We start from the raw sequence: 20,899 nt of genomic DNA, 5'->3' as shown, positions 1-20,899 counted from the left end.
ACGCCAGGTGCGCATCGCCATCGCGTCCGATCACGCCGCCGTTTCGTTGAAAGCGGTGCTCGCTACGTGGCTGCGCGAGGCGGGGCATGACGTGCTCGATCTCGGGCCCGAAGGCACCGCCAGCGTCGATTATCCTGACTATGGGTTCAAGCTGGCGTCGGCGATCGCCGATGGTCGCGCCGAGCGCGGTATCGCGCTGTGCGGCTCCGGGATCGGCATCTCGATTGCTGCCAATCGCAATCCCGCCTGCCGCTGCGCGCTTGTGTCCGAACCGCTGTCGGCGAGCCTTGCGCGCATCCACAACGATGCCAACGCCATCGCGATGGGCGCGCGCCTGATCGGCGAGGAAATGGCGAAGGCGTGCGTCGAAGCTTTCCTGTCCGCCAATTTCGCCGGCGGCCGTCATCAACTCCGTGTCGACAAACTTTCCACAAAGGTCCCCGCATGAGCACTCAGCCCCGCGAACTCCACGACGTCCAGCCGGATGGCTTTTTCACGCGCGGCCTCGCCGATGCTGACGCTGCCGTATTCGCCGGCGTGGCCGCCGAACTGGAACGTGAGCAGACGCAGATCGAGCTGATCGCGTCGGAGAACATCGTCTCGAAGGCGGTGCTCGAGGCGCAGGGCTCGGTGTTCACGAACAAATACGCCGAGGGCTATCCGGGCAAGCGCTATTACCAGGGCTGCGCGCCGTCGGACACGGTCGAGACGCTCGCGATCGAGCGCGCCAAGCAGATCTTCGGCTGTGGGTTCGTCAACGTTCAGCCGCATTCGGGCGCGCAGGCGAACGGCGCGGTGATGCTGGCGCTGGTCAAGCCCGGCGACACGATCCTCGGCATGAGCCTCGATGCGGGCGGTCACCTGACGCATGGGGCGAAGCCGGCGATGTCGGGCAAGTGGTTCAACGCGGTCCAGTACGGCGTCGACGCGACCACGCACCTGATCGACTATGATCAGGTCGAGGCGCTGGCGGTCGAGCATCAGCCGAAACTGATCATCGCGGGCGGTTCGGCCTATCCGCGGACGATCGACTTCGCGCGCTTTCGGGCTATCGCGGACAAGGTCGGCGCGTATTTCATGGTCGACATGGCGCATTTCGCGGGGATCGTCGCGGCGGGCCTGCACCCGACGCCGTTCGGCCATGCGCATGTCGTCACGACCACCACGCACAAGACGCTGCGCGGTCCGCGCGGCGGGATGATCATGACCAATGACGAGGCGCTGGCGAAGAAGTTCAACTCGGCGGTGTTCCCGGGCCTCCAGGGTGGGCCGCTGATGCACGTGATCGCGGCGAAGGCGGTTGCGTTCGGCGAGGCACTGCAGCCTGACTTCAAGAGCTACATCGCTGCGGTCGTCGAGAACGCGAAGGTTCTCGCGGCGACGCTCAAGGAGCGTGGTTCGGACGTCGTCTCGGGCGGCACCGACACGCATCTGGCGCTGATCGACCTCACGCCGCTGGGCATCACCGGGCGCGATGCGGACGAGGCGCTGGAGCGTGCGGGGATAACCTGCAATAAGAACGGCATCCCCAACGATCCGCTGCCGCCGGTCAAGACCAGCGGCATCCGCGTCGGTTCGCCAGCGGGTACGACGCGTGGGTTCGGGCCGGCGGAATTCCGCGAGATCGGCAACATGGTCGCCGACGTGCTGGACGGCCTCGCGAAAAAGGGCGAACATGGGGACCCGGAAGTCGAGGCGGACGTTCGGACGCGTGTTCGTGCACTCTGCGCGCGCTTCCCGATCTATCAAGGATAAACAGCATGTCGAAGTTCGACGACGTCCAGAACGACATCAAGGCGACCCCCGGCCTCGGCAAGAGCATGGCCAAGTGGAGCGCGCTCGGCGCGGTCGTGGCGATCCCGGTGCCGGTGATCGGCCCGATCTTCGGCGCACTCGCGGGCGCGGGCTACGCGTACTACAAGGGCAAGAAGAAGGTCTGAATGCGCTGCCCCTTTTGCGGACATGAAGACAGCCAGGTAAAGGACAGCCGCCCCACCGAAGACGGGGCGGCAATCCGACGCCGGCGCCAATGCGAAGGCTGCGCCGCGCGTTTCACGACGTTCGAGCGGATCCAGTTGCGCGAGCTGTTCGTGCTGAAGAGCGAGGGGCGCAGGGAGCCGTTCGATCGGGAGAAGCTGCTCAGGTCGTTGTCGATCGCTACGCGGAAGCGGGCGATCGAGGCTGGGCGTATCGAGAAGCTGGTGAGCGGTATTCAGCGGCGGCTGGAGACGCTGGGCGAGAACGACGTCACGTCGAAGCGGATCGGCGAGATGGTGATGGACGGGCTCAAGGGGCTCGATTCCGTGGCGTATATCCGGTTTGCTAGTGTGTACCGGGATTTCAGCGAGGCGAAGGACTTCGAGGCTTTTGCCGGGAGCGTTGAGGAGGTTGGGCGGGCGGAGTGATTTGGGCCTGCCTTGCGACCCAAGTGAGGCACCCTTCGACTTCGCTCAGGGCGAACGGGTAGGGTAATGTCTGCCCCTGGTAGCAAGTTCAACACCCAACCCCGTTCGTCCTGAGCGAAGTCGAAGGACTTGTCCCGACACCACGCCCCCGCGTAAGCCGCCCCGATGACATTCTGGGCCTATGTGGTGCGCTGCGCCGACAACAGTTATTACACCGGACATACCGATAACCTGGAGCGCAGGATCGGCCAGCATAACCTCGGCGAGATATCGGGATACACCCAGACGCGCCGGCCGGTGACGCTCATGTGGTGCCAGGATTTCGGCAGCCGGCAGGAAGCGCTTGCAGCGGAGTTCCAGGTCAAGGGTTGGTCGCGGCGCAAGAAGGAAGCGCTCGCGCGTGAGGATTGGGCGGATTTGCACGACGCGGCGATCCCCCCGCGGGAGCGGGCCCTTCGACTTCGCTCAGGGCGAACGGAAGGGGGGGGCATCTCTTCGGAAGAGGAGAAGCGTGTCATTTCGGGTGGTGAGACCCACGACCGATCGGAAGAGGGGGAGGGGCCCCCATCTCCCCCCCCCGTTCGTGCTGAGCGAAGTCGAAGCACCTTGGCGGACGAAACCCCACCCCCAGTCATCGTCTTGGTCCGCCCCCAACTCGGCGAAAACATCGGCAAGGCCGCGCGCGCGATGCTCAACTTCGGCCTAACCGAGATGCGCCTAGTCTCCCCAAGGGACGGCTGGCCCAACCCCTCTGCCGGTCCCGCCGCCAGCGGTGCCGACATCGTGCTCCAGAACGCCAAGGTCTACGACAGCGTCGCCGCCGCCACCGCCGATTGCGCGCAGATCTACGCCACCACAGTGCGGAAACGCGGCGTAACCAAGCCCGTCGTCACCCCCGAACAGGCCTCGACCGAGATCCACGCCGCGCCCGGCCGCTCCGCCATCCTGTTCGGGCCCGAGCGTTCCGGGCTCGAAACCGACGACGTCGCGGTCGCGCGGACGATCATCACGGTGCCGATCAACCCTGAGTTCGGTTCGCTCAACCTCGCCCAGGCGGTGATTCTGGTCGCGTATGAATGGTCGAAGGGCCTGACCGCCGATCGCGCGCTGTCGCAGCCATCGATCAATCCGATCATGCCGCCTGCACCGCAGGAGGAGCTCGACGGGATGATCGGGCAGCTCGATGTGATGCTGACGGGGGCGGGGTTCTTCCACCTGCCCGACAAGATGCAGTCGACGCGGCGGACGCTGCGGACGTTGCTGACGAAGCCCGGCTGGTCGTCGCAGGAGGTCCGGACTCTCCGCGGGGTGTTGTCGTCGCTGGCGGGGAAGCGGCCGCGGGGCTGATTCCTGCCCGGCTCACCCCTTTCCGTCCGCCCCCGCCTTCCGTTCGCCCCCGCCTCCGTTCGCCCCCGCCTTCCGTTCGCCCTGAGCGAAGTCGAAGGGTGTGACCCAAGCGAAGGTGCTTCGACTTCGCTCAGCACGAACGGGTGAGGGGGCGGTGTCGGTGACGGGGTCGGGAACGAAATTGGTAGCAGGCTTAGCGCCTGTCGAACGCTGCCAGTTCATAGGCGATCGAGGCTTCGACCAGCGTCTCCCATAGGTCCGCGACCACCGCGTCCGGCACTCCAAGCTTAACCGCTTCAGCCCGCGCGTTGTCGATTACCTGCGTCTTCCGCGCTTCGTCTCGCACATGCCCGCGCTCGGGCTTGATGCGTGCGGCGGCGTCCATGTACGCGAACCGCTTGGCGAGCAACGCGACCAACTCTCGGTCGAGCGCGTCGACGCCCGCGCGGACGTCGGTCATGGTCGTGCAGTCTGGGCCGGATAGTATGGTCATGCGCCGCCTCTTGCCGAGACCCTCGCAGCCTGTCCAGCACGACCGCCGAGCTTGACTCTGACGTCCCTCCCGTCTAGGCGCCCGCGTTCGCAATGGCCCTGCACCCCGGTGAAGCGGTGGCCCTGCCCTGTCTCGTACAGCAAGCAGAGCGATACCGGGACAAACCCTGCCTTCCCCGCAAACGTGGGAACCGGTTTTCGGATCGGGAAGGCAGATCACGTTGTTCGAATTGCCAAGGACTTACTATGTCGAAGCGTCAAAGCGCGAAGTACAAACTCGATCGCCGTATGGGCGAGAACATCTGGGGTCGTCCCAAGTCGCCGGTCAACAAGCGCGAATACGGCCCGGGCCAGCACGGCCAGCGCCGCAAGGGCAAGGTCAGCGATTTCGGTATCCAGCTGCGCGCCAAGCAGAAGCTCAAGGGCTATTATGGCGACGTCACCGAGAAGCAGTTCCGTGCGTGCTACCACGAAGCTGCGCGTCTGAAGGGCGATACCTCGCAGAACCTGATCGGCCTGCTCGAGCAGCGCCTCGACATGATCGTCTACCGCGCCAAGTTCGCACCGACGATCTTCGCGGCACGCCAGATCGTTTCGCACGGCCACATCCGCGTCAACGGCGTGAAGTGCAACATCGCCTCGCGTCGCTGCTTCGTCGGTGACGAGATCACGCTGGGTTCGAAGGCGCAGGAAATGGCGCTGGTCATGGAAGCCCAGAGCCTCGCCGAGCGCGAGATCCCCGACTATGTCGCCCCCGACGGTGCGGCCAAGGTCACCTTCACGCGCGTTCCGACGCTCGACGAAGTGCCTTACCCGGTGAAGATGGAGCCGAACCTGGTCGTCGAATTCTACTCGCGTTAAGCCGAGTAAATTCGTCGACCGGCCGGCGTCGCTCAAGCGATGTCCGACGACGTGGCTTTGCCACGGCGAGGTTTGGAACAGAAAAGGGCGGTCCTGCGGGGCCGCCCTTTTTCGTTGCCCCCTGTCGCCGCGTGGACATAGGCCCCCGGCTTTGCCAGAACGCGCGCAACTCATCGGGGAAATGATCATGCGTGCTGCCATCCTGTCTCTGTTGCTGCTCGGGACCGCCGCGTCCGCGCAGACTACTCCCGTGATCTCGGTCGAGACGTTGAAGACCGTCACGCAGGTGCTGTCGTCCGACGCGTACGAAGGCCGCGCGCCGACCACGCCCGCCGAGGCGAAGACCGTCGCGTATATCGTCGAGCGGATGAAGGCGGCGGGGTTGAAGCCCGGCAATAAGGGGGCGTGGACGCAGGACGTGCCGATGGTGGAGATCACCGCCACGAACGTGAAGCCTTACGTGTTCACCGGCGGCAAGGCGCCCGTCAGCCTCGCCTATCGCACCGACATGGTGGCGGGCACGTACCGCGTGGCGCCGAAGTCCGCAGTGGCAAACAGCGACGTGGTGTTCGTAGGCTACGGCATTACCGCACCTGAAAAGGGTTGGGACGATTATGCCGGCACCGACGTGAAGGGGAAGACGGTGGTCATCCTCATCAACGATGCCGATTGGCAGACGATGTCGCGCGAGGGGCCGTTCGAGGGCCGCGCCATGACGTGGTACGGGCGCTGGCCGTACAAGTTCGAGAATGCGGCGAAGCACGGCGCGGCGGCGGCGATCATCGTCCACGATACCGAGCCGGCGGCGTATCCGTGGGCGGTGGTGCAGTCGTCCTGGACCGGGCCGCAGCTCGAGCTGGACGAGAAGGGCGATCATCTCGACCAGTCGCAGATCGTCGGCTGGATGCAGAAGCCTGCGGCGGAGCGCGTGTTCGCGAGCGCGGGCAAGGATTATGCGACGCTGGCGGCGGCGGCCAAGGTGAAGGGGTTCAAGGCGGTACCGCTCGGGCTGAAGTTCGGCGGTGGGTTCGACAACACGATCAAGCGGCAGGCGTCGAAGAACGTGATCGGCGTGCTGCCGGGGACGGCCGCGCCGAACGATTACGTGATGTATTCGGCGCATTGGGATCATCTCGGGCGCTGCGACGCGGTCGATGGCGACGACATCTGCAACGGCGCCGCGGACAATGCGAGCGGGGTCGCCGGGCTGGTGGCCTTGGCCGAGGCTCAGGCGAAGGCGGGGCCGGCCAAGCGCTCGATCGCGTTCCTGGCGGTGACGGCGGAGGAGTCCGGGCTGCTCGGGTCGCGCTATTATGCCGAGCATCCGATCTACCCGCTCGCGCATACCGTCGGCGGCGTGAACATGGATGTGCTGAACGTCGATGGCCGGGCAAAGGACTTCGTGCTGACCGGTGCGGGCAAGTCAGAGATCGAGGATCTGGTGAAGCCGTTCGTCGCTGCCGAGGGCCGCGTGATCGGCGTCGAGGCAAATCCTGAGCGCGGCGGCTATTATCGGTCGGATCACTTCAGTTTTGCCAAGCTCGGCGTGCCAATGCTCGATGGCGGCAGCGGCGAGGACCTTGTCGTTGGCGGTACGGCGGCGGGGCATGCGGCGCGCGAGGATTATGTCGCGCATCGGTACCACAAGCCTGCGGACGAATATGATGCGAAGTGGGACTGGTCGGGTGCGGTCGAGGACCTAACGATCTATTACGGGCTCGGGCGCAAGCTCGCGGACGATACCAGTCTGTGGCCAAACTGGTATAAGACCGCCGAATTCCGCGGCATCCGTGACCGCGATCGCGCAGGAGCCAAGTAAGTGACCACGACCGTCTCTACCCCCGCCGAATGGGCGCACCACAAGGCCGTCTGGATCGGCTTTCCGAGCCATGCGGACCTGTGGCTTGAGGATCTCGAGCCCGCGCGGGACGAGGTCGTCGCGTTTGCCAAGGCGGTGCACGCCGGCGGCAAGGGCGAGACGGTGATCCTGGTCGCGGCCGACGTCGGGTCGGCGACCACCGCCAAGAAGCTGGCCCCTTTCGCGGACGTGGTGGTCGAGCCGTTCGGCGATATCTGGCTGCGCGATACCGCGCCGATCATCGTCGGCGACGGCAGCGCGCGGGACTTCCGGTTCAACGGCTGGGGCGGGAAGTACGACCTGCCGGGCGACGACACGATCGGGCAGCGGCTGGCGGAAAGCCGGCATAAGCGGGTCGAGGCATGCGAGTGGGTGCTCGAGGGCGGCGCGATCGATGGCGACGGTACCGGGACGGTGGTGACGACGCAGCAGTGCCTGCTCAACCGCAACCGCAATCCGTCGCTGACCAAGGCGGAGATCGAGGCGCGGCTGGCATCCGATCTTGGCTACACTCGCGTGGTGTGGCTGGGCGACGGGCTGGTCAACGATCATACCGATGGCCATGTCGACAACCTCGCGCGGTTCGTCGGCGAGGGGCGGGTGGCGATCCCGAAGGCGACCGACAACGACCCGAACTGGCAGGTGTACCAGAACGCGGCGCGGGATGCCGAAACTGCTGGGCTGCAGGTCGTGACGATCCCTTCGCCGGGGCGCGTGCTGCGTGACGAGGAGGTCGTGCCGGCGAGCTACATGAACTTCTATATCGGCAATGCCGCGGTGGTGGTGCCGTTGTACGGCGCCGAGAACGACCAAGCGGCGGTGGTGGCGATCCAGGCGCTGTTCCCGGACCGTGAGGTGGTCGGGCAACGTGCGGATCACATCCTGACGGGCGGCGGGAGCTTCCACTGCATCTCGCAGCAGATTCCGGGGTAAGCGGGAGTTTCTCAACCAACTACCACCCCGGCGAAGGCCGGGGCCCAATTGGGGGACTTAGCCAACGGAGGACAACCCTTCGTTACGCCAACCTTTCCAATTGGGCCCCGGCCTTAGCCGGGGTGGTGCCTAATCAAAGCGGGCTTAGCGGCTCCAGCGGGCCCAGATCGCCGTCGGCAATACTAGGCCGCGCGCTTCTTCGCGGACGCCGAGTTCGCCAATTTCGATCTTGCCGGGGAGGTCTGCGAACACCTGGTTCAGCAACTCGCCGATCGCCAGCGCGGACATCCGCACCGCGTAGACCGTCAGGAACAGGAAGCGGGAGTTCTCGTCGAGGAGTTTCCGACAGTCGGCGATAAGCTTGGGAAGGTCCTCTTCAAGCCGCCAGACCTCACCCTCCGGCCCACGCCCATATTTCGGCGGATCGAGCAAAATCCCATCATACCGCCGCCCCCGCCGAACCTCCCGCGCGACGAACTTCGCCGCATCATCCGTCATCCAGCGGATCGGCGCGTCGGCCATGCCCGACAGTTTCGCGTTGGCCTTGGCCGCCTCGACCGACTTCTTCGACGCATCGACGTGCACCATGCGGACGCCCTTGGTCGCCATCGCCAGCGTGCCGACGCCGGTATAGCCGAACAGGTTCATGCATTCGGGCGAATCGAGCCCCGCGACGCGCTCGCGCATCCAGCTCCACACCGGCGCCATGTCGGGGAAGAAACCGAGGTGGCGGAACGGGGTGGTCTGCGCGGTGTACGACACCTCGTTCCACTTGAGCGTCCAGCCTTCGCGGGGGACGGGCTCGGAGAATTCCCATCGGCCGCCGCCGTCTTCGTCCGAGCCGGGGACAAATTCGCCCTGCGCCTGCCAGTCGGTCGAGGCGGGCGCCCACATGGCCTGCGGCTCGGGACGGATGAAGCGGAAGCGGCCATAGCGCTCGAGCTTCTTGCCGTGGCCGGAATCGATCAGGCCGTAGTCCGCCCAGGGTTCGCCGATGAGGGTTTCCAGCTTCATGCCGACGGCTTCGCGCGCTGGGTGATGTACGCGGTGATCGCCTCGAAGGTCGCAGGCAGCGTGGCGTAGCGCTCCTCGCGGTCGAACAGGTCGCCCACGCGGGTTGGTAGCGAGGGACGGACGCCGGTGGCGCGCTCGACCGCATCGCCGAACTTGGCGGGGTGCGCGGTGGCGAGCGTCACGATGGGAACGCCGGCGGGGACTTCGGTACGCAGGGCTGCGGCGAGGCCGATCGCGGTGTGCGGATCAATTACTTGGCCGGCGTGCTCGTGTGCCCAGCGCATCGCCAGCGTCATGTCGTCGAGGTCGATCCGCTCGCTCTGGAAGAGGGCCGCGGCACCCTGCGACTGCGCGTTGGTCAGGCGCATCGCTCCCGATGATTCGAAGCCGGCCATCTGTGCCGCGAGGGCTGCGCCGTCACGGTCGCCGAGATCGAACAGCAGGCGTTCGAAGTTCGAGCTCACTTGGATGTCCATCGACGGGGTCGGGGTCTGCTGGACACCCCCCTTCGAGTAATCGCCGGTGCTGAGCGCGCGGTGGAGGATGTCGTTGACGTTGGTCGCGACCACCAGCTTGGCCACCGGCAGCCCCATCTTTGCCGCGACATAACCGGCGAAGACGTCGCCGAAATTGCCGGTGGGGACCGCGAACGCGACTTCGCGATCGGGCGCGCCGAGGCGGACGGCCGCGTAGAAGAAGTACACCACCTGCGCCATCAGGCGGGCCCAGTTGATAGAATTGACCGCGGACAGCGCGAACTTGGTCGAGAAGGCGCGGTCGTTGAACATCGCCTTCACGAGCGCCTGCGCGTCGTCGAAGCTGCCCTCGATCGCGATGTTGTAGACGTTGGGGCTGAGCACGGTGGTCATCTGGCGGCGCTGGACGTCGGAGATCCGGCCGACAGGGTGGAGCATGAAGATGTCGATCCCCTCGCGCCCTGCGACCGCGTCGATCGCCGCCGAGCCGGTGTCGCCGCTGGTCGCACCGACGATCGTCAGGCGCTTGTCCGTGCCGGCGAGGAAGCGCTCGAAGAAGAGGCCAAGCAGCTGGAGCGCGACATCCTTGAACGCGAGAGTCGGGCCGTGGAAGAGTTCGAGCAGCCACTGGTCGTGGTCGAGTTGCACCAGCGGGGTCACGGCGGCGTGCGAGAAGCGACCGTATGCCTGTTCGCAGAGCGACTTTAGTTCGGCACGCGTCATCGCGTCGCCGACGAACGGGGCCATCACTGCAATCGCCGTGTCGACATACGACAGCCCGGCGAGCGCGGCGATCTCGTCGCAGGTCATCGTCGGCCACGCGTCGGGGAGGTAGAGGCCGCCATCGGAGGCGAGGCCGGTAAGTGTCGCCGCTTCGAAATCGAGGATGGGCGCCGAGCCGCGGGTGCTGATGTAACGCATGGCCAATCGGTTAGCGAATGGGGGGGAGGGCGACAAGCGTTCGGACGCTCCCTTACGCCGTCATCCTGGGCTCGACCCAGGATCCAGAGCCGCGGAGGGTGCGTGCTGTACCCCTGGGTCCCGGATCAAGTCCGGGATGACGGAGGAGGTGTTGGCCGGCGCCGTAGCGCGAGCGTGTAGATGATCGCGGCGGTGGCGGCGAAGAAGAACCATTGGCCTGCGTAGGCGAGGTGGTTGTTCGGGACCGACGCGATATCGGGCTTGCCGTTGGGACTTAGCCCCGCTTGCGGGGTGTCGGCGACCAGCATCAGGCGCTGCGGGGTGTGATCGAACAGCGATCCGATCAGCGAACGGCCGTCGGGCGCGTGGCTGATGAAGCCGGAGACTTCGCCGCCGCTCCAGGCGACTTTGGCCATCGGGTCGCGCGTCGTACCGAGCTGAACGATCATGCCGGGCCCTTCCGCGCCGGTCCTGCATTCGGCGATCGCGCGGAAGCCGGATTTGCCGGCGCCGGCAAGCTTGATATCGGTCGGCTGGAGGCAGAGGCCCGAGGCGCGGCGGAAGAGGAGCGTCTCGTCGGGAAAGCGCGGGAAAGCCATCTGCGGCTTGGCGGGGTTGGCGGCGAGCTGCGCGAGGAACGCTTCCTTTTTCGGGAGGCGGTCGAGGAGTTGCCATAGGCCGAGCGCGATCATCGCCGCGATCGCGAGCGTGACGAGGATGGTGGGGATGATCGGGATGCGTCGGGTCACGGGTCGATTCGGCCTTCGCGGGCTGCGTTGCGGTATTCGGCGGACATGAGCGCGCCCTTGGCTGCTCGGAGCGAGAGGACGACTCCGCCGGCGGTGAAGGGGATCCAGATCAGCATGTGCAGCCAGAGCGGCGGGTGGACTTTGAGTTCGAGCGTGATCGCGAGCGCGACGACGAGCGCGCCGAGGATCAGGGTCAGGAATGCAGCGGGGCCGTCGCCGACGTTGAACTTACTGAAGTCGAGCTCGCAGTTCGGGCAACGGTCGGCGAAGTTGGACCATTTCGCGAAGAGCGTGGGCTTGCCGCAGCGGGGGCATAGGCCTTTGAGCGCGACCTGGGCGATCGTGGGGGCGTTGGCGAGCGGGTATGGGTCTTCGGTCATGGCTTTATTGAGCCCACTTGTGTCCCCGCGAAGGCGGGGACCCAGACTGGGCTCCCGCCTTCGCAGGAGAACAAGGGAAGGGAGAAGGCTTGGATAAGTGCCCTGGCGTTCACCACCCCGGCGAAGGCCGGGGCCCAGTTGGGGGACGTTGCTAACGGAGGAACACGTTTCGTTACTGCAACCTTTCCAACTGGGCCCCGGCCTGCGCCGGGGTGGCGGCTAAAGACGGGACAGTAGAAGCTCAACCGCCGTGGACGGGGGCGCCCCAGCCGCCCCAGACGTAGACGGTGACGAACAGGAACAGCCAGACGACGTCGACGAAGTGCCAGTACCACGCCGCTGCTTCGAAGCCGAAGTGCTGACGCGGGGTGAAGTCGCCCTTGTACGCGCGGACCAGGCAGACGATCAGGAAGATCGTGCCGATCAGCACGTGGAAGCCGTGGAAGCCGGTCGCCATGAAGAACGATGCGCCGTAGTTGATGCCCTTGAACGGGAACGGCGCGTGGACGTATTCATACGCCTGGATCGAGCTGAACAGCGCGCCGAGGATGACGGTCAGCCACAGGCCCTTGAGCACGCCGTCGCGGTTGCCGACGCCGATCATCCCCCAGAGCCCGGTCTTTTCGCCGCCGCGCTGGTTGTGGATCAGTGCGTGATGCGCCCAGGTCACCGTGGTGCCTGAGGTGAGCAGGATCAGCGTGTTGAGCAGCGGCAGTTCGAACGGGTTGATGACCGTCAGTCCCTTGGGCGGCCACTGCGCAACGATCGCCGCGCCGCCTTCGACCGCCCGCGTGACGGTGCCGTCGGCGAAGGTCATCGCGGTGGGGAACAGCGAGAAGTCGAAGAACGCCCAGAACCAGCCGACGAAGAACATCACTTCGGAGGCGATGAACAGGATCATCCCGTAGCGGAAATGAAGCTGGACGACGGGGGTGTGATCGCCGTCGTGCGCTTCCTTGATGACCTGTGCCCACCAGCTGTAGAAGGTGAAGAGCAGCCCGGTCAGGCCGATGAAGAAGATCCAGCCGCCGCCATTGGGCTTGTCAATATGGCCGCCGTGCATCCACATGATGCCGCCCACCGCCATGATCAGCGCCGAGAACGATCCGACCAACGGCCAGATGCTCGGCGGCAGGATATGGTAATCATGGTTCTTGGCGCCAGCCATTGGTACTCCCCTAGTCGTTTTGCCGCACCCTAGCTTGCGATTTTCGCGGAATCCACCGGGTAAAACGTATAGCTGAGCGTGATCGTCTGGATATCGGCGGCGTCGGGATCGGTGAGGATCTTCGGATCGACGAAGAAGATCACCGGCATCCGCGCGGTCTCGCCGGGCTTGAGCGTCTGCTGGGTGAAGCAGAAGCACTGGATCTTGGTGAAATACTTGCCGGCCTGCGCGGGCTGGACGTTGAACGTCGCGGTGCCGGTGAGCGGCTTGCTCGACGTGTTCGTGGCAGTGAAGAACGCCATGTCGCGCGCGCCGATATCGACCGTGTCCGAACGATTCTCGGGCGTGAACTTCCACGGCAGCTTGGGGCTGACGTTGGTGTCGAAGTCTATCGTGATCTTGTGGTCGACCGCGCCGGGGGCGGCCAGCCCGCGGTTGGTGGTGCCGTTGAGCCCGGTCGCGGCGCAGAACAGGCGGTAGAGCGGTACGCTGGCCCAGGCGAGGCCGGTCATGAAACAGATGAAGAGCACCGCGAGCGCCGCGGTCCGGTTGGTGCGCGACATGGCCTTCCAGCCGGCCATCAGTGCGGCATGCCGGCGCGGATCTTGGCGATCGAGATCGCGAAGACGAGGATTACGAATGCGCCCAGCAGGATGGCCATTACGCGCGCGCGACCGCGTTGACGGCTCCGGATGAGATCTTCCTCGCGGATGGGATCGGGAATGCTCATGCGAACCACCGGTCGACGACCAGGGCGCCGAACATCACGAACAGATACAGGATCGAGTATTTGAACAAGGCCTTCTCCGGTTTCATCGCATCGTCGGCATGCGTGGTACGCTTCGCGACGCGGACGGCGAGCAGCGCGAACCAGCCGGTCAGCAGCACCGCGGCGATGCCGTAGATCTGACCTGTTAGCCCGAGCGGCCAGGGCAGGACCGCCACCGCTGCCATCGGGATCGTGTAGAGCCCGATCTGCGTCCGCGTGGTGCGCTCGCCCGACACGACCGGGAGCATCGGCACGCCCGCGGCGGCGTAATCGCTCTTCATGAACAGCGCGAGCGCCCAGAAATGCGGCGGCGTCCAGAGGAACACGAACAGGAAAAGCAGGACGGGGAGCAGCGCGATGTCACCGGTCGCCGCAGCCCAGCCGATCAGTGGCGGGAACGCACCCGCGGCCCCACCGATGACGATGTTCTGCGGCGTGCGGCGCTTCAGCCAGACGGTGTAGATCAGCACGTAGAACAGGATCGAGACGGTCAGGATCGCCGCGGCGACGGCGTTGACCGCAAACCCCATGAACAGGACCGAGAACGCGCCGAGCCCGACGCCGAAATGGAGCGCTGCCTGACGGTCCATCCGGCCGTCGGGAAGCGGGCGCTTCTGCGTGCGGCGCATGACGGCGTCGATGTCCGACTCGTACCATTGGTTGAGCGCTCCTGCTGCCCCGGCGCCGAGCGCGATGCAGAGGATCGCGGTAAAGCCGATCACCGGATGCACGCTGACCGGGGCCGCGAGCATCCCGCAGAGTCCGGTAAAGACGACGAGCGTCATCACGCGCGGCTTCGTCAGCGCAAGGAAGTCGCGCCAATGCGCCGGTGGCAGGAGCGGCGGCGGCAGGAGGGGGGCAGCAGGAGTCATGGTTCGGGTACGCTATACGCGCTGCGGCGGAGGTCGGAAAGCCTTCGCGTCGTGACGGTTCAAGGGGTTGGACGAGGCGCGGGTACGGCCTGGTGGATGACCGCGGTGCCGTCCGCATAGATCCGCCGCCACGCAGGGTCGTGGTCGAGCAACGGCACCAGATTCGATCGTGGCGGCAGGATCGTCCAGCCGAAATGCCATTTCGCGTTCGCGGCACGCCAGCGATCCACGTCGCCTTGGGCGATCGCGAAATAGTCGAGCGTGAACGGGTCGCCGTACATGTCGGATCGGCCATCGATATAGGGACGGATACCGGCGAGGATCAGCGAACCGCCGAAGCCATAGTCGTTGAAGACCGGCTGATCGCGAAGCTGCCGCGGTACGTGGCGGAGCGCCGTGACGGGGATGGCGGCGCTGTCGGCGCGGACGACCGGTACGGCAATTCGGTATGCCGAAAGACCCGCCGCGAGCAAACTTAGCAGCGCGATGATCGGCGCGCTCTCGCGAGCCCTGCGGAAGCCGGGCGCGGCGCTGACTGGCGTGGTCCAGGCTCTGCCGATCGGTTCGGCGAGCAGGAGCACGCCCACGACGACGAGGACGATCTCCTGGCGGGTATGCTGCAAGGTCAGATGGAGCACGGCGAGCAGCAGGATCAGGCGGACGGGCGGGATGCGGACCGGGCGGACTAGGAGCACGAACAGCGTGGCGAGCAGGATCAGCTCAAACCCGGAAAAGCTGGAGAAATCTGCGGGCTGCCATTCGTTGAGATGCTTCAAGAGCGCGAGGTTGTTGACGTAGAAGGGGAAGATCAGGCCGTCGATGCCCGCGGGGGTTGCCGTCGCGGCGATCGCCGACAGGATGCCGAACATGCCCCAGCCGATAACGACGTGGCGCCGGTCGGATGGCGTTGCGGCGATCAGCGCTTCGAGCGCGAAGACCCCGACCAGCGCGAGACCGAAAACGAAACTGCCATGTGCGTTCGCCCAGACCAGCATCAGCGCGGCGAGAACGAGCGGCGGCGATCGATCGCGGTCGCGGGCACGCAGGAGCGCGATCGTCCACCCGGCCAGCAACGGCAGCGCCAGGATATGCGGGCGCGCCAGCAGAGACGGTAGCAGGCCGGTGGCGAGCATCAGCAACGCGGCGATGCTGGCGCGCGTACTCAGCCAGCGACGAATCTGATAGGCGACGAGCGCGAACAGGGCCGCCATCGCCGCGCCGATGAGCACGATCAGGCCGCTCCAGCCAGCCGCGCGGTAACTCGCATGCATCGCCAGTTCGGATAGCCATTCGTGCGCCACCCAGTGGCGCCCGGCGGCGGTGAACGAGAACGGATCCGTGGTCGGGACGCTGGCGTGCGCGACGATCCACGCACCGGTCGCAAGGTGCCAGCCCGTGTCGCCGTCGCGCAGCGCGGTGGGGACGATGATCGTGAACGCGAACGCGGCGAAGCCGGCGAGCAGGGCGAAGGTCGCGCGCGGCATGCCGGTGGTGGCGTTGGGGCGGACTAGGGTTGGCGCGCGCGGCATGGCGGTGGGGTTAGCGCGATTGTCCTTTGGAATGGTGAATGGGGACGGGAGGGTGCATTGGCCGATGCCATTCCGTCAGTCGGTTTTTCCCATCGCGCAGACGCTTCCTGGCGTTCCAGCCTCCTCCCGTCGGCCCGGTCCTCTCCCTGACCCGAGAGCCATTCCCTCGCCCCAGGCGCTTCCCGCCACCTCCGCCCCAACCGTCGTCCCAGCGAAAGCTAGGGTCTCGCATTTGGTCAGCGCATGGAGTCACAGGTGTGATTCCAGCTTTGCTGGGATGACGGGTTGAGGGGACTGGCGTGGAAGGTGGCGGGCGTGGGGATCGCGTACGTGGGATGACGTAGGTCGGAGACGATGCAGGTCGGCTCCTGCCTCCTTGTTCTCCCGCGAAGGCGGGAGCCCAGACTGGGTCCCCGCCTCCGCGAGGAAACATCTTGGGTTTCAGGACGGCTGTCGGACGCGGCGTTGCCACGCCGGCCGGTCGGATGCGTGCGGCCGGGCCGCACCGGCGCGTAGCTGACGCTACGCGGCCTCGCATCCTAGTCGATCTTCGGCAGCGTCTCGAACTGGTGGTAAGGCGGGGGCGAGGAGATCGTCCACTCCAGCGTCGTCGCACCGTCGCCCCAGGGGTTGTCGCCTGCCGGCTTGCCCGCGACCAGCGACCAGATGAGGTTGACGAAGAACACCACCATGCCAGCGGCCATGATCATGTAGCCGACCGAGGCCACCGTGTTCCAATGCTCGTACTGCGGGGTGTAGTCCGGGATGCGGCGCGGCATGCCCTGCAAGCCCAGGAAGTGCATCGGGAAGAACATCACGTTCACGCCGACGAAGAACACCCAGAAGTGCAGCTGGCCGAGGAACTCGTTGTACATCTTGCCGGTCATCTTCGGGAACCAGTAATAGAACCCGGCGAACAGCGAGAAGACCGCACCCAGCGACAGCACGTAGTGGAAATGCGCCACCACATAGTAGGTGTCCTGCATGTAGTCGTCGATGCCGCCATTCGCGAGCACGACGCCGGTCACGCCGCCGACGGTGAACATGAAGATGAAGCCGATCGACCACACCATCGGTGTCTTGAAGGTGAGCGAGCCGCCCCACATCGTCGCGATCCACGAGAAGATCTTGATGCCGGTCGGGACTGCGATGACCATCGTCGCCGCGGTGAAGTACATCTTGGTGTTCACCGAGAGGCCGGTCGTGAACATGTGGTGCGCCCACACGACAAACCCGACGACGCCGATCGCGACCATCGCATACGCCATGCCGAGATAGCCGAAGACCGGCTTGCGGCTGAACGTCGAGATGATCTGGCTGACGATACCGAAGCCCGGCAGGATCATGATGTAGACTTCGGGATGGCCGAAGAACCAGAACAGATGCTGGTATAGCACGGGATCGCCGCCGCCGGCCGGATCGAAGAACGTCGTGCCGAAGTTGCGATCGGTCAGCAGCATCGTGATCGCCGCGGCGAGCACCGGCAGTGCCAGCAGCAGCAGGAACGCGGTGACGAGCATCGACCACACGAACAGCGGCATCTTGTGCAGCGTCATGCCCGGCGCGCGCATGTTGAAGATCGTGGTGATGAAGTTGATCGCGCCGAGGATCGACGACGCACCCGCGAGATGGAGCGCGAGGATCGCCATGTCGGTCGACGGTCCGGGCTCGCCGTAGGTCGAAAGCGGGGCGTAGAGCGTCCAGCCGTTACCCGCGCCACCGAAGAACGGCGACGCCAGCAACAGCGTGAAGGCGGGGATCAGCAGCCAGAACGACACGTTGTTCATGCGCGGGAACGCCATGTCCGGCGCGCCGATCATGATCGGCACGAACCAGTTGCCGAAGCCACCGACCATCGCCGGCATGACCATGAAGAACACCATGATCAGGCCGTGCGCGGTGATCAGCACGTTCCAGAGATGGAGCGATTCGTCGAGGCTGGCGGGACCGCCGTGGAGCATGCTCGCCCAGCCCTGGAGATACTGGATGCCGGGATGCGCGAGCTCGGCGCGCATGAGGCCCGAGACCGAGCCGCCGATGATCCCCGCGACGATCGCGAAGATCAGGTACAGCGTGCCGATGTCCTTGTGGTTGGTCGACATGAACCAACGCGCGAAGAAGCCCGGCTTGTGATCGGTATCGTGATGGTCGTGCGCTTCGTGGGGCACGAAGGCCGACGGGGTGAGAGCGGTGTCGGTCATCTTACTGTCCCGCGTTGCCGGCGCCGGCCGGGTTTGAGGTCGCGCCCTGCGTCGTCGCGGGAGCGGTTGCGTTGGCGGGGGTCGCTACGTTCTCGACCGGGCCGGTGGCGTTGGCGGTTTCCGCCGCCTCCTCGACCTTCGCCGCGGAGCCGTCGGCGCCGGGCTGCGGGATGACCTTATCGGACGCCTTGCCCGGGGTGGGCATCGTGCCGCCCTTGGCCTTGACCCATGCCGCGTACTCGGCGGGCGGAACCGCCTCGACCGCGATCGGCATATAGCCGTGGCGCGCTCCACAGAGTTCCGAGCACTGGCCGAAATATAGGCCGGGCTTTTCGATCGTGAAGCTGGTCTCGTTCAGGCGACCGGGGATCGCGTCGAGCTTGATCCAGAACGCTGGGACCGCCCAGCTGTGGATCACGTCGTTCGACGTCGTGATCAGGCGGATCGGCACGCCGACGGGGAGAACGATGCGGTTGTCGGTGGCGAGCAGCTTGGGGCCATCGGCATCGGTACGGCCACGCTCGCCGGCGGCGACGTCAGCCTTTTCCTTCAGCATGTTGGCGGTGATCTCGAAGCCGCCATTGTCCGGATACTGGTAGGTCCAATACCATTGGTTGCCGATCGCCTTCAGCGTGACGGCTCCCGAGGGCGCCGGCTTGAACTGCGCTTGCAGTAGACCGATCGACGGGACCGCGATCAGGACGAGGATCACGACCGGTGCGAGCGTCCAGATGATCTCGATGAAGGTGTTGTGGCTGGTCTTCGATGCGACCGGATTGCGGGCCTTGCGGTAGCGGAACGACACCCAGAACAGCAGCGCGAGGACGAACAACGAGATGATCGTGATCGTCGGCACCAGGATCGAATTGTGCATCCAGTGCGCGAACTGGCCGTTCTTGGTGACTTGGGGCTGGAGGCCGAACAGGCCATCGGTCGGCTGGCCGATCATCGGCTTGACCGTCATCACGGGGGCACCGTCCATCGCCAGCTCGGGGCTGGACGGGTTGGCGGTGGGTTTCGCAGCGGCTGTGGTCGGCGCAGTGTTCGACACACCGCCCGGAGTAGCGGCGGCCTGCGGTGCTGGTGCAGCTGGTGCAGCTGGCGCGGTTGTAGCAGCTACGGGCTGGGCCGCATGCCCGGCGACGCCACCGAGACTCGCCAGTGCGAGCCCCGCTGCCATCGCAAATCCTCTCATCCCCATCTTGCGCATCGTTTTTATTGACCCCGGTTTATAGCGAACCCGATTCCGGACGCGCGGATGTCTGCTTATGATTTGGGAAGAGCTATACCCAGCGGGGGGGCTCGCCTCAAGCCTTGTCTCGATTGCTCGCCAGTCTCTCGTCATCCTGACGAAAGTCAGGATCCAGAGTAACGACGGTCGACGTGCCTGGCTCTGGATCCTGACTTTCGTCAGGATGACGGGGTAGGTGACGTGTGATGCCTGAAGCACCGGTAGTCGTTGCACGTGGTTTCGCGCGCTCGTATCAGCGCGGCAGACCATTTGGAGCGATGACCCGCGATGACCGAAGACGACGTGCTCGCCGAATTCCGCGCTGCCGAAGCGTTGCTCGAAGGGCATTTCATCCTGTCCTCGGGCCTGCGCAGTTCGCGCTATCTGCAATGCGCGCGGGTGTTGATGGATCCGGCGCGGGGCGCCCGGCTGTCGGAGGCGCTCGTCGCGTCGATCCCGGCCGAGTTGCGGGCGCAGATCGATATCGTGGTCTCGCCGGCGATGGGTGGCGTGATCGCCGGCCACGAGATGGGCCGCGCGCTGGGTGTCGAGGCGGTATTCCTCGAGCGGCCCGACGGCGTGTTCGAGCTCCGCCGCGGGTTCCGGCTCGCGCCCGGCCAGCGCGTGCTGATGATGGAAGACGTCGTCACCACCGGGCTGTCGTCGCGCGAGGCGATCGCGGCGATCGGGCGCGCGGGCGGCGTGACGGTCGCGGCGGCGGCGCTGGTCGATCGCTCGAACGGGACGGCGGACCTGGGCGTTCCGTTCTTCCCGCTGATCCGGCTCGACGTGCCGACCTACCCGGCGGATGCGTTGCCGCGTGAACTCGCCGCGATCCCGGCCATCAAGCCTGGAAGTCGGGCGGCGGCATGAGCCCCCTTGGCAACGACCACCTGCGCCTTGGGGTGAACATCGACCACGTCGCGACAGTGCGGAATGCGCGGGGGGCGGGGTATCCTGATCCGGTGCGTGCGGCGCTGGTCGCGGCGGCGGCGGGGGCGGACGGGATCACCGCGCATCTGCGGGAGGATCGCCGGCACATTACGGATGACGACATCGCGCGTCTGTCGGCCGAGCTGACGATCCCGCTCAACCTGGAGATGGCGGCGACCGACGAAATGCTCGGTATCGCGCTTCGTCACAAGCCACACGCGGCGTGCATCGTGCCGGAAAAGCGCGAGGAACTTACCACCGAAGGCGGGCTCGACGTCGCCGGGCATTACGACCGGATGGCGCGGCTGGTCGACGCGCTGGCGGGGGCGGGCATCCGCGTGTCGCTGTTCATCGAGCCCGACGCGAGGCAGATCGAGGCGGCGGTCCGGCTCAAGGTGCCGGTGGTGGAGCTGCACACCGGGCTGTATGCGGAATTGTCGGGCGAGGCGCGGACGGTCGAGCTGCGGCGGCTGAGCGACGCGGCGGCGTTGGCGGCGAAGAACGGCATCGAGGTGCATGCGGGCCACGGGCTGACCTATGACAACGTCGCACCGATCGCGGCTATCCGGCAGGTTCGGGAGCTGAATATCGGGCACTTCCTGGTTGGCGAGGCGCTGTTCGTCGGGCTTGGCGAGGCGGTTCGGCTGATGCGTGAGGCTATGGATGCGGCGCGATAGCTTTCAGAATTTGTTCACGCAAAGGCGCAAAGGCGCGAAGAGAAAGGAGAGAGCCCATAGCTCGCTTCCCTTCTTGTTCTCTT

General features: G+C 65.8%; 22 protein-coding genes. 10 read left to right on the top strand and 12 right to left on the bottom strand.

Features of this window, described 5'->3' with window-relative positions:
- Positions 1-7 precede the first annotated feature (7 nt).
- From rpiB to ASF09_RS19775, 5 genes are all read left to right on the top strand, one after another.
- On the top strand, positions 8-448 hold the full coding sequence (gene rpiB / locus ASF09_RS09300; RefSeq protein WP_060525956.1) for a ribose 5-phosphate isomerase B: 441 nt from the start codon (positions 8-10) through the stop codon (positions 446-448).
- On the top strand, positions 445-1,755 hold the full coding sequence (locus ASF09_RS09295; protein WP_060525955.1) for a serine hydroxymethyltransferase: 1,311 nt from the start codon (positions 445-447) through the stop codon (positions 1,753-1,755). The genes rpiB and ASF09_RS09295 overlap by 4 nt, the downstream gene beginning before the upstream one ends.
- Before the next feature lie 5 nt (positions 1,756-1,760).
- The gene (locus tag ASF09_RS09290; RefSeq protein WP_056053298.1) at positions 1,761-1,940 is read left to right on the top strand and encodes a hypothetical protein; all 180 of its coding nucleotides are present in this window, start codon (positions 1,761-1,763) and stop codon (positions 1,938-1,940) included.
- Positions 1,941-2,405 carry a transcriptional regulator NrdR gene (nrdR, locus tag ASF09_RS09285; protein ID WP_056487307.1) on the top strand — a complete coding sequence of 155 codons (465 nt, stop codon included), beginning with the start codon at positions 1,941-1,943 and terminating at the stop codon, positions 2,403-2,405.
- Between the two features lie 165 nt (positions 2,406-2,570).
- Positions 2,571-3,752, top strand: coding sequence for a TrmH family RNA methyltransferase (locus ASF09_RS19775; protein WP_082444213.1), 1,182 nt, complete (start codon positions 2,571-2,573; stop codon positions 3,750-3,752).
- 193 nt (positions 3,753-3,945) lie between these two features.
- On the opposite strand, the gene ASF09_RS09275 is transcribed toward ASF09_RS19775, so the two are convergent.
- On the bottom strand, positions 3,946-4,245 hold the full coding sequence (locus ASF09_RS09275; RefSeq protein WP_060525953.1) for a chorismate mutase: 300 nt from the start codon (positions 4,243-4,245) through the stop codon (positions 3,946-3,948).
- Between the two features lie 245 nt (positions 4,246-4,490).
- On the opposite strand from ASF09_RS09275, the gene rpsD reads away from it, so the two are divergent.
- The 3 genes from rpsD to ASF09_RS09260 all read left to right on the top strand — a co-directional run bounded on the left by rpsD (position 4,491) and on the right by ASF09_RS09260 (position 7,896).
- Positions 4,491-5,105: a 30S ribosomal protein S4 gene (gene rpsD / locus ASF09_RS09270; RefSeq protein ID WP_056017869.1), complete on the top strand. Its 615-nt coding sequence runs from the start codon at positions 4,491-4,493 to the stop codon at positions 5,103-5,105.
- Between the two features lie 187 nt (positions 5,106-5,292).
- Complete coding sequence (locus tag ASF09_RS09265; RefSeq protein WP_060526299.1) at positions 5,293-6,924, top strand: M28 family peptidase; 1,632 nt, start codon at positions 5,293-5,295, stop codon at positions 6,922-6,924.
- On the top strand, positions 6,925-7,896 hold the full coding sequence (locus tag ASF09_RS09260) for an agmatine deiminase family protein (protein ID WP_060525952.1): 972 nt from the start codon (positions 6,925-6,927) through the stop codon (positions 7,894-7,896).
- A gap of 144 nt (positions 7,897-8,040) precedes the next feature.
- Here ASF09_RS09260 and ASF09_RS09255 read toward each other — a convergent pair whose 3' ends face one another.
- The 11 genes from ASF09_RS09255 to coxB form a co-directional block, all read right to left on the bottom strand.
- Complete coding sequence (locus tag ASF09_RS09255; RefSeq protein WP_060525951.1) at positions 8,041-8,910, bottom strand: class I SAM-dependent methyltransferase; 870 nt, start codon at positions 8,908-8,910, stop codon at positions 8,041-8,043.
- Positions 8,907-10,307 (bottom strand): threonine synthase, encoded by a 1,401-nt coding sequence (gene thrC, locus ASF09_RS09250; protein WP_060525950.1) that lies wholly within the window; start codon positions 10,305-10,307, stop codon positions 8,907-8,909. Before thrC ends, ASF09_RS09255 begins: the two co-directional genes overlap by 4 nt.
- Before the next feature lie 125 nt (positions 10,308-10,432).
- Positions 10,433-11,056, bottom strand: a complete 624-nt coding sequence (locus ASF09_RS09245) for an SURF1 family cytochrome oxidase biogenesis protein (protein WP_235529771.1) — start codon at positions 11,054-11,056, stop codon at positions 10,433-10,435.
- Positions 11,053-11,436 (bottom strand): DUF983 domain-containing protein, encoded by a 384-nt coding sequence (locus tag ASF09_RS09240; protein ID WP_060525949.1) that lies wholly within the window; start codon positions 11,434-11,436, stop codon positions 11,053-11,055. Before ASF09_RS09240 ends, ASF09_RS09245 begins: the two co-directional genes overlap by 4 nt.
- A gap of 241 nt (positions 11,437-11,677) precedes the next feature.
- On the bottom strand, positions 11,678-12,604 hold the full coding sequence (locus ASF09_RS09235; RefSeq protein ID WP_060525948.1) for a cytochrome c oxidase subunit 3: 927 nt from the start codon (positions 12,602-12,604) through the stop codon (positions 11,678-11,680).
- 29 nt (positions 12,605-12,633) lie between these two features.
- Entirely contained in the window at positions 12,634-13,185 is a 552-nt protein-coding gene (locus tag ASF09_RS09230; RefSeq protein WP_060525947.1) for a cytochrome c oxidase assembly protein, read from the bottom strand.
- Positions 13,185-13,334 (bottom strand): hypothetical protein, encoded by a 150-nt coding sequence (locus ASF09_RS20700; RefSeq protein WP_175518304.1) that lies wholly within the window; start codon positions 13,332-13,334, stop codon positions 13,185-13,187. Before ASF09_RS20700 ends, ASF09_RS09230 begins: the two co-directional genes overlap by 1 nt.
- The gene (locus ASF09_RS09225; RefSeq protein WP_060525946.1) at positions 13,331-14,245 is read right to left on the bottom strand and encodes a heme o synthase; all 915 of its coding nucleotides are present in this window, start codon (positions 14,243-14,245) and stop codon (positions 13,331-13,333) included. The genes ASF09_RS20700 and ASF09_RS09225 overlap by 4 nt, the downstream gene beginning before the upstream one ends.
- Before the next feature lie 59 nt (positions 14,246-14,304).
- Positions 14,305-15,774, bottom strand: coding sequence for a hypothetical protein (locus ASF09_RS09220; RefSeq protein WP_060525945.1), 1,470 nt, complete (start codon positions 15,772-15,774; stop codon positions 14,305-14,307).
- 539 nt (positions 15,775-16,313) lie between these two features.
- The gene (gene ctaD / locus ASF09_RS09215) at positions 16,314-17,975 is read right to left on the bottom strand and encodes a cytochrome c oxidase subunit I (protein ID WP_060525944.1); all 1,662 of its coding nucleotides are present in this window, start codon (positions 17,973-17,975) and stop codon (positions 16,314-16,316) included.
- A gap of 1 nt (position 17,976) precedes the next feature.
- A complete protein-coding gene (gene coxB, locus ASF09_RS09210; protein WP_235529770.1) occupies positions 17,977-19,155 on the bottom strand; it encodes a cytochrome c oxidase subunit II in 1,179 nt (392 codons plus the stop codon).
- 339 nt (positions 19,156-19,494) lie between these two features.
- On the opposite strand from coxB, the gene pyrE reads away from it, so the two are divergent.
- Positions 19,495-20,079, top strand: a complete 585-nt coding sequence (gene pyrE, locus ASF09_RS09205; protein WP_056066243.1) for an orotate phosphoribosyltransferase — start codon at positions 19,495-19,497, stop codon at positions 20,077-20,079.
- The gene (locus tag ASF09_RS09200) at positions 20,076-20,816 is read left to right on the top strand and encodes a pyridoxine 5'-phosphate synthase (protein WP_060525942.1); all 741 of its coding nucleotides are present in this window, start codon (positions 20,076-20,078) and stop codon (positions 20,814-20,816) included. Before pyrE ends, ASF09_RS09200 begins: the two co-directional genes overlap by 4 nt.
- Positions 20,817-20,899 lie beyond the last annotated feature (83 nt).

The sequence above is a fragment of the Sphingomonas sp. Leaf242 genome (assembly GCF_001422045.1).
GTDB lineage: Bacteria > Pseudomonadota > Alphaproteobacteria > Sphingomonadales > Sphingomonadaceae > Sphingomonas.
This window is presented reverse-complemented; position numbering and strand designations above follow the sequence as displayed.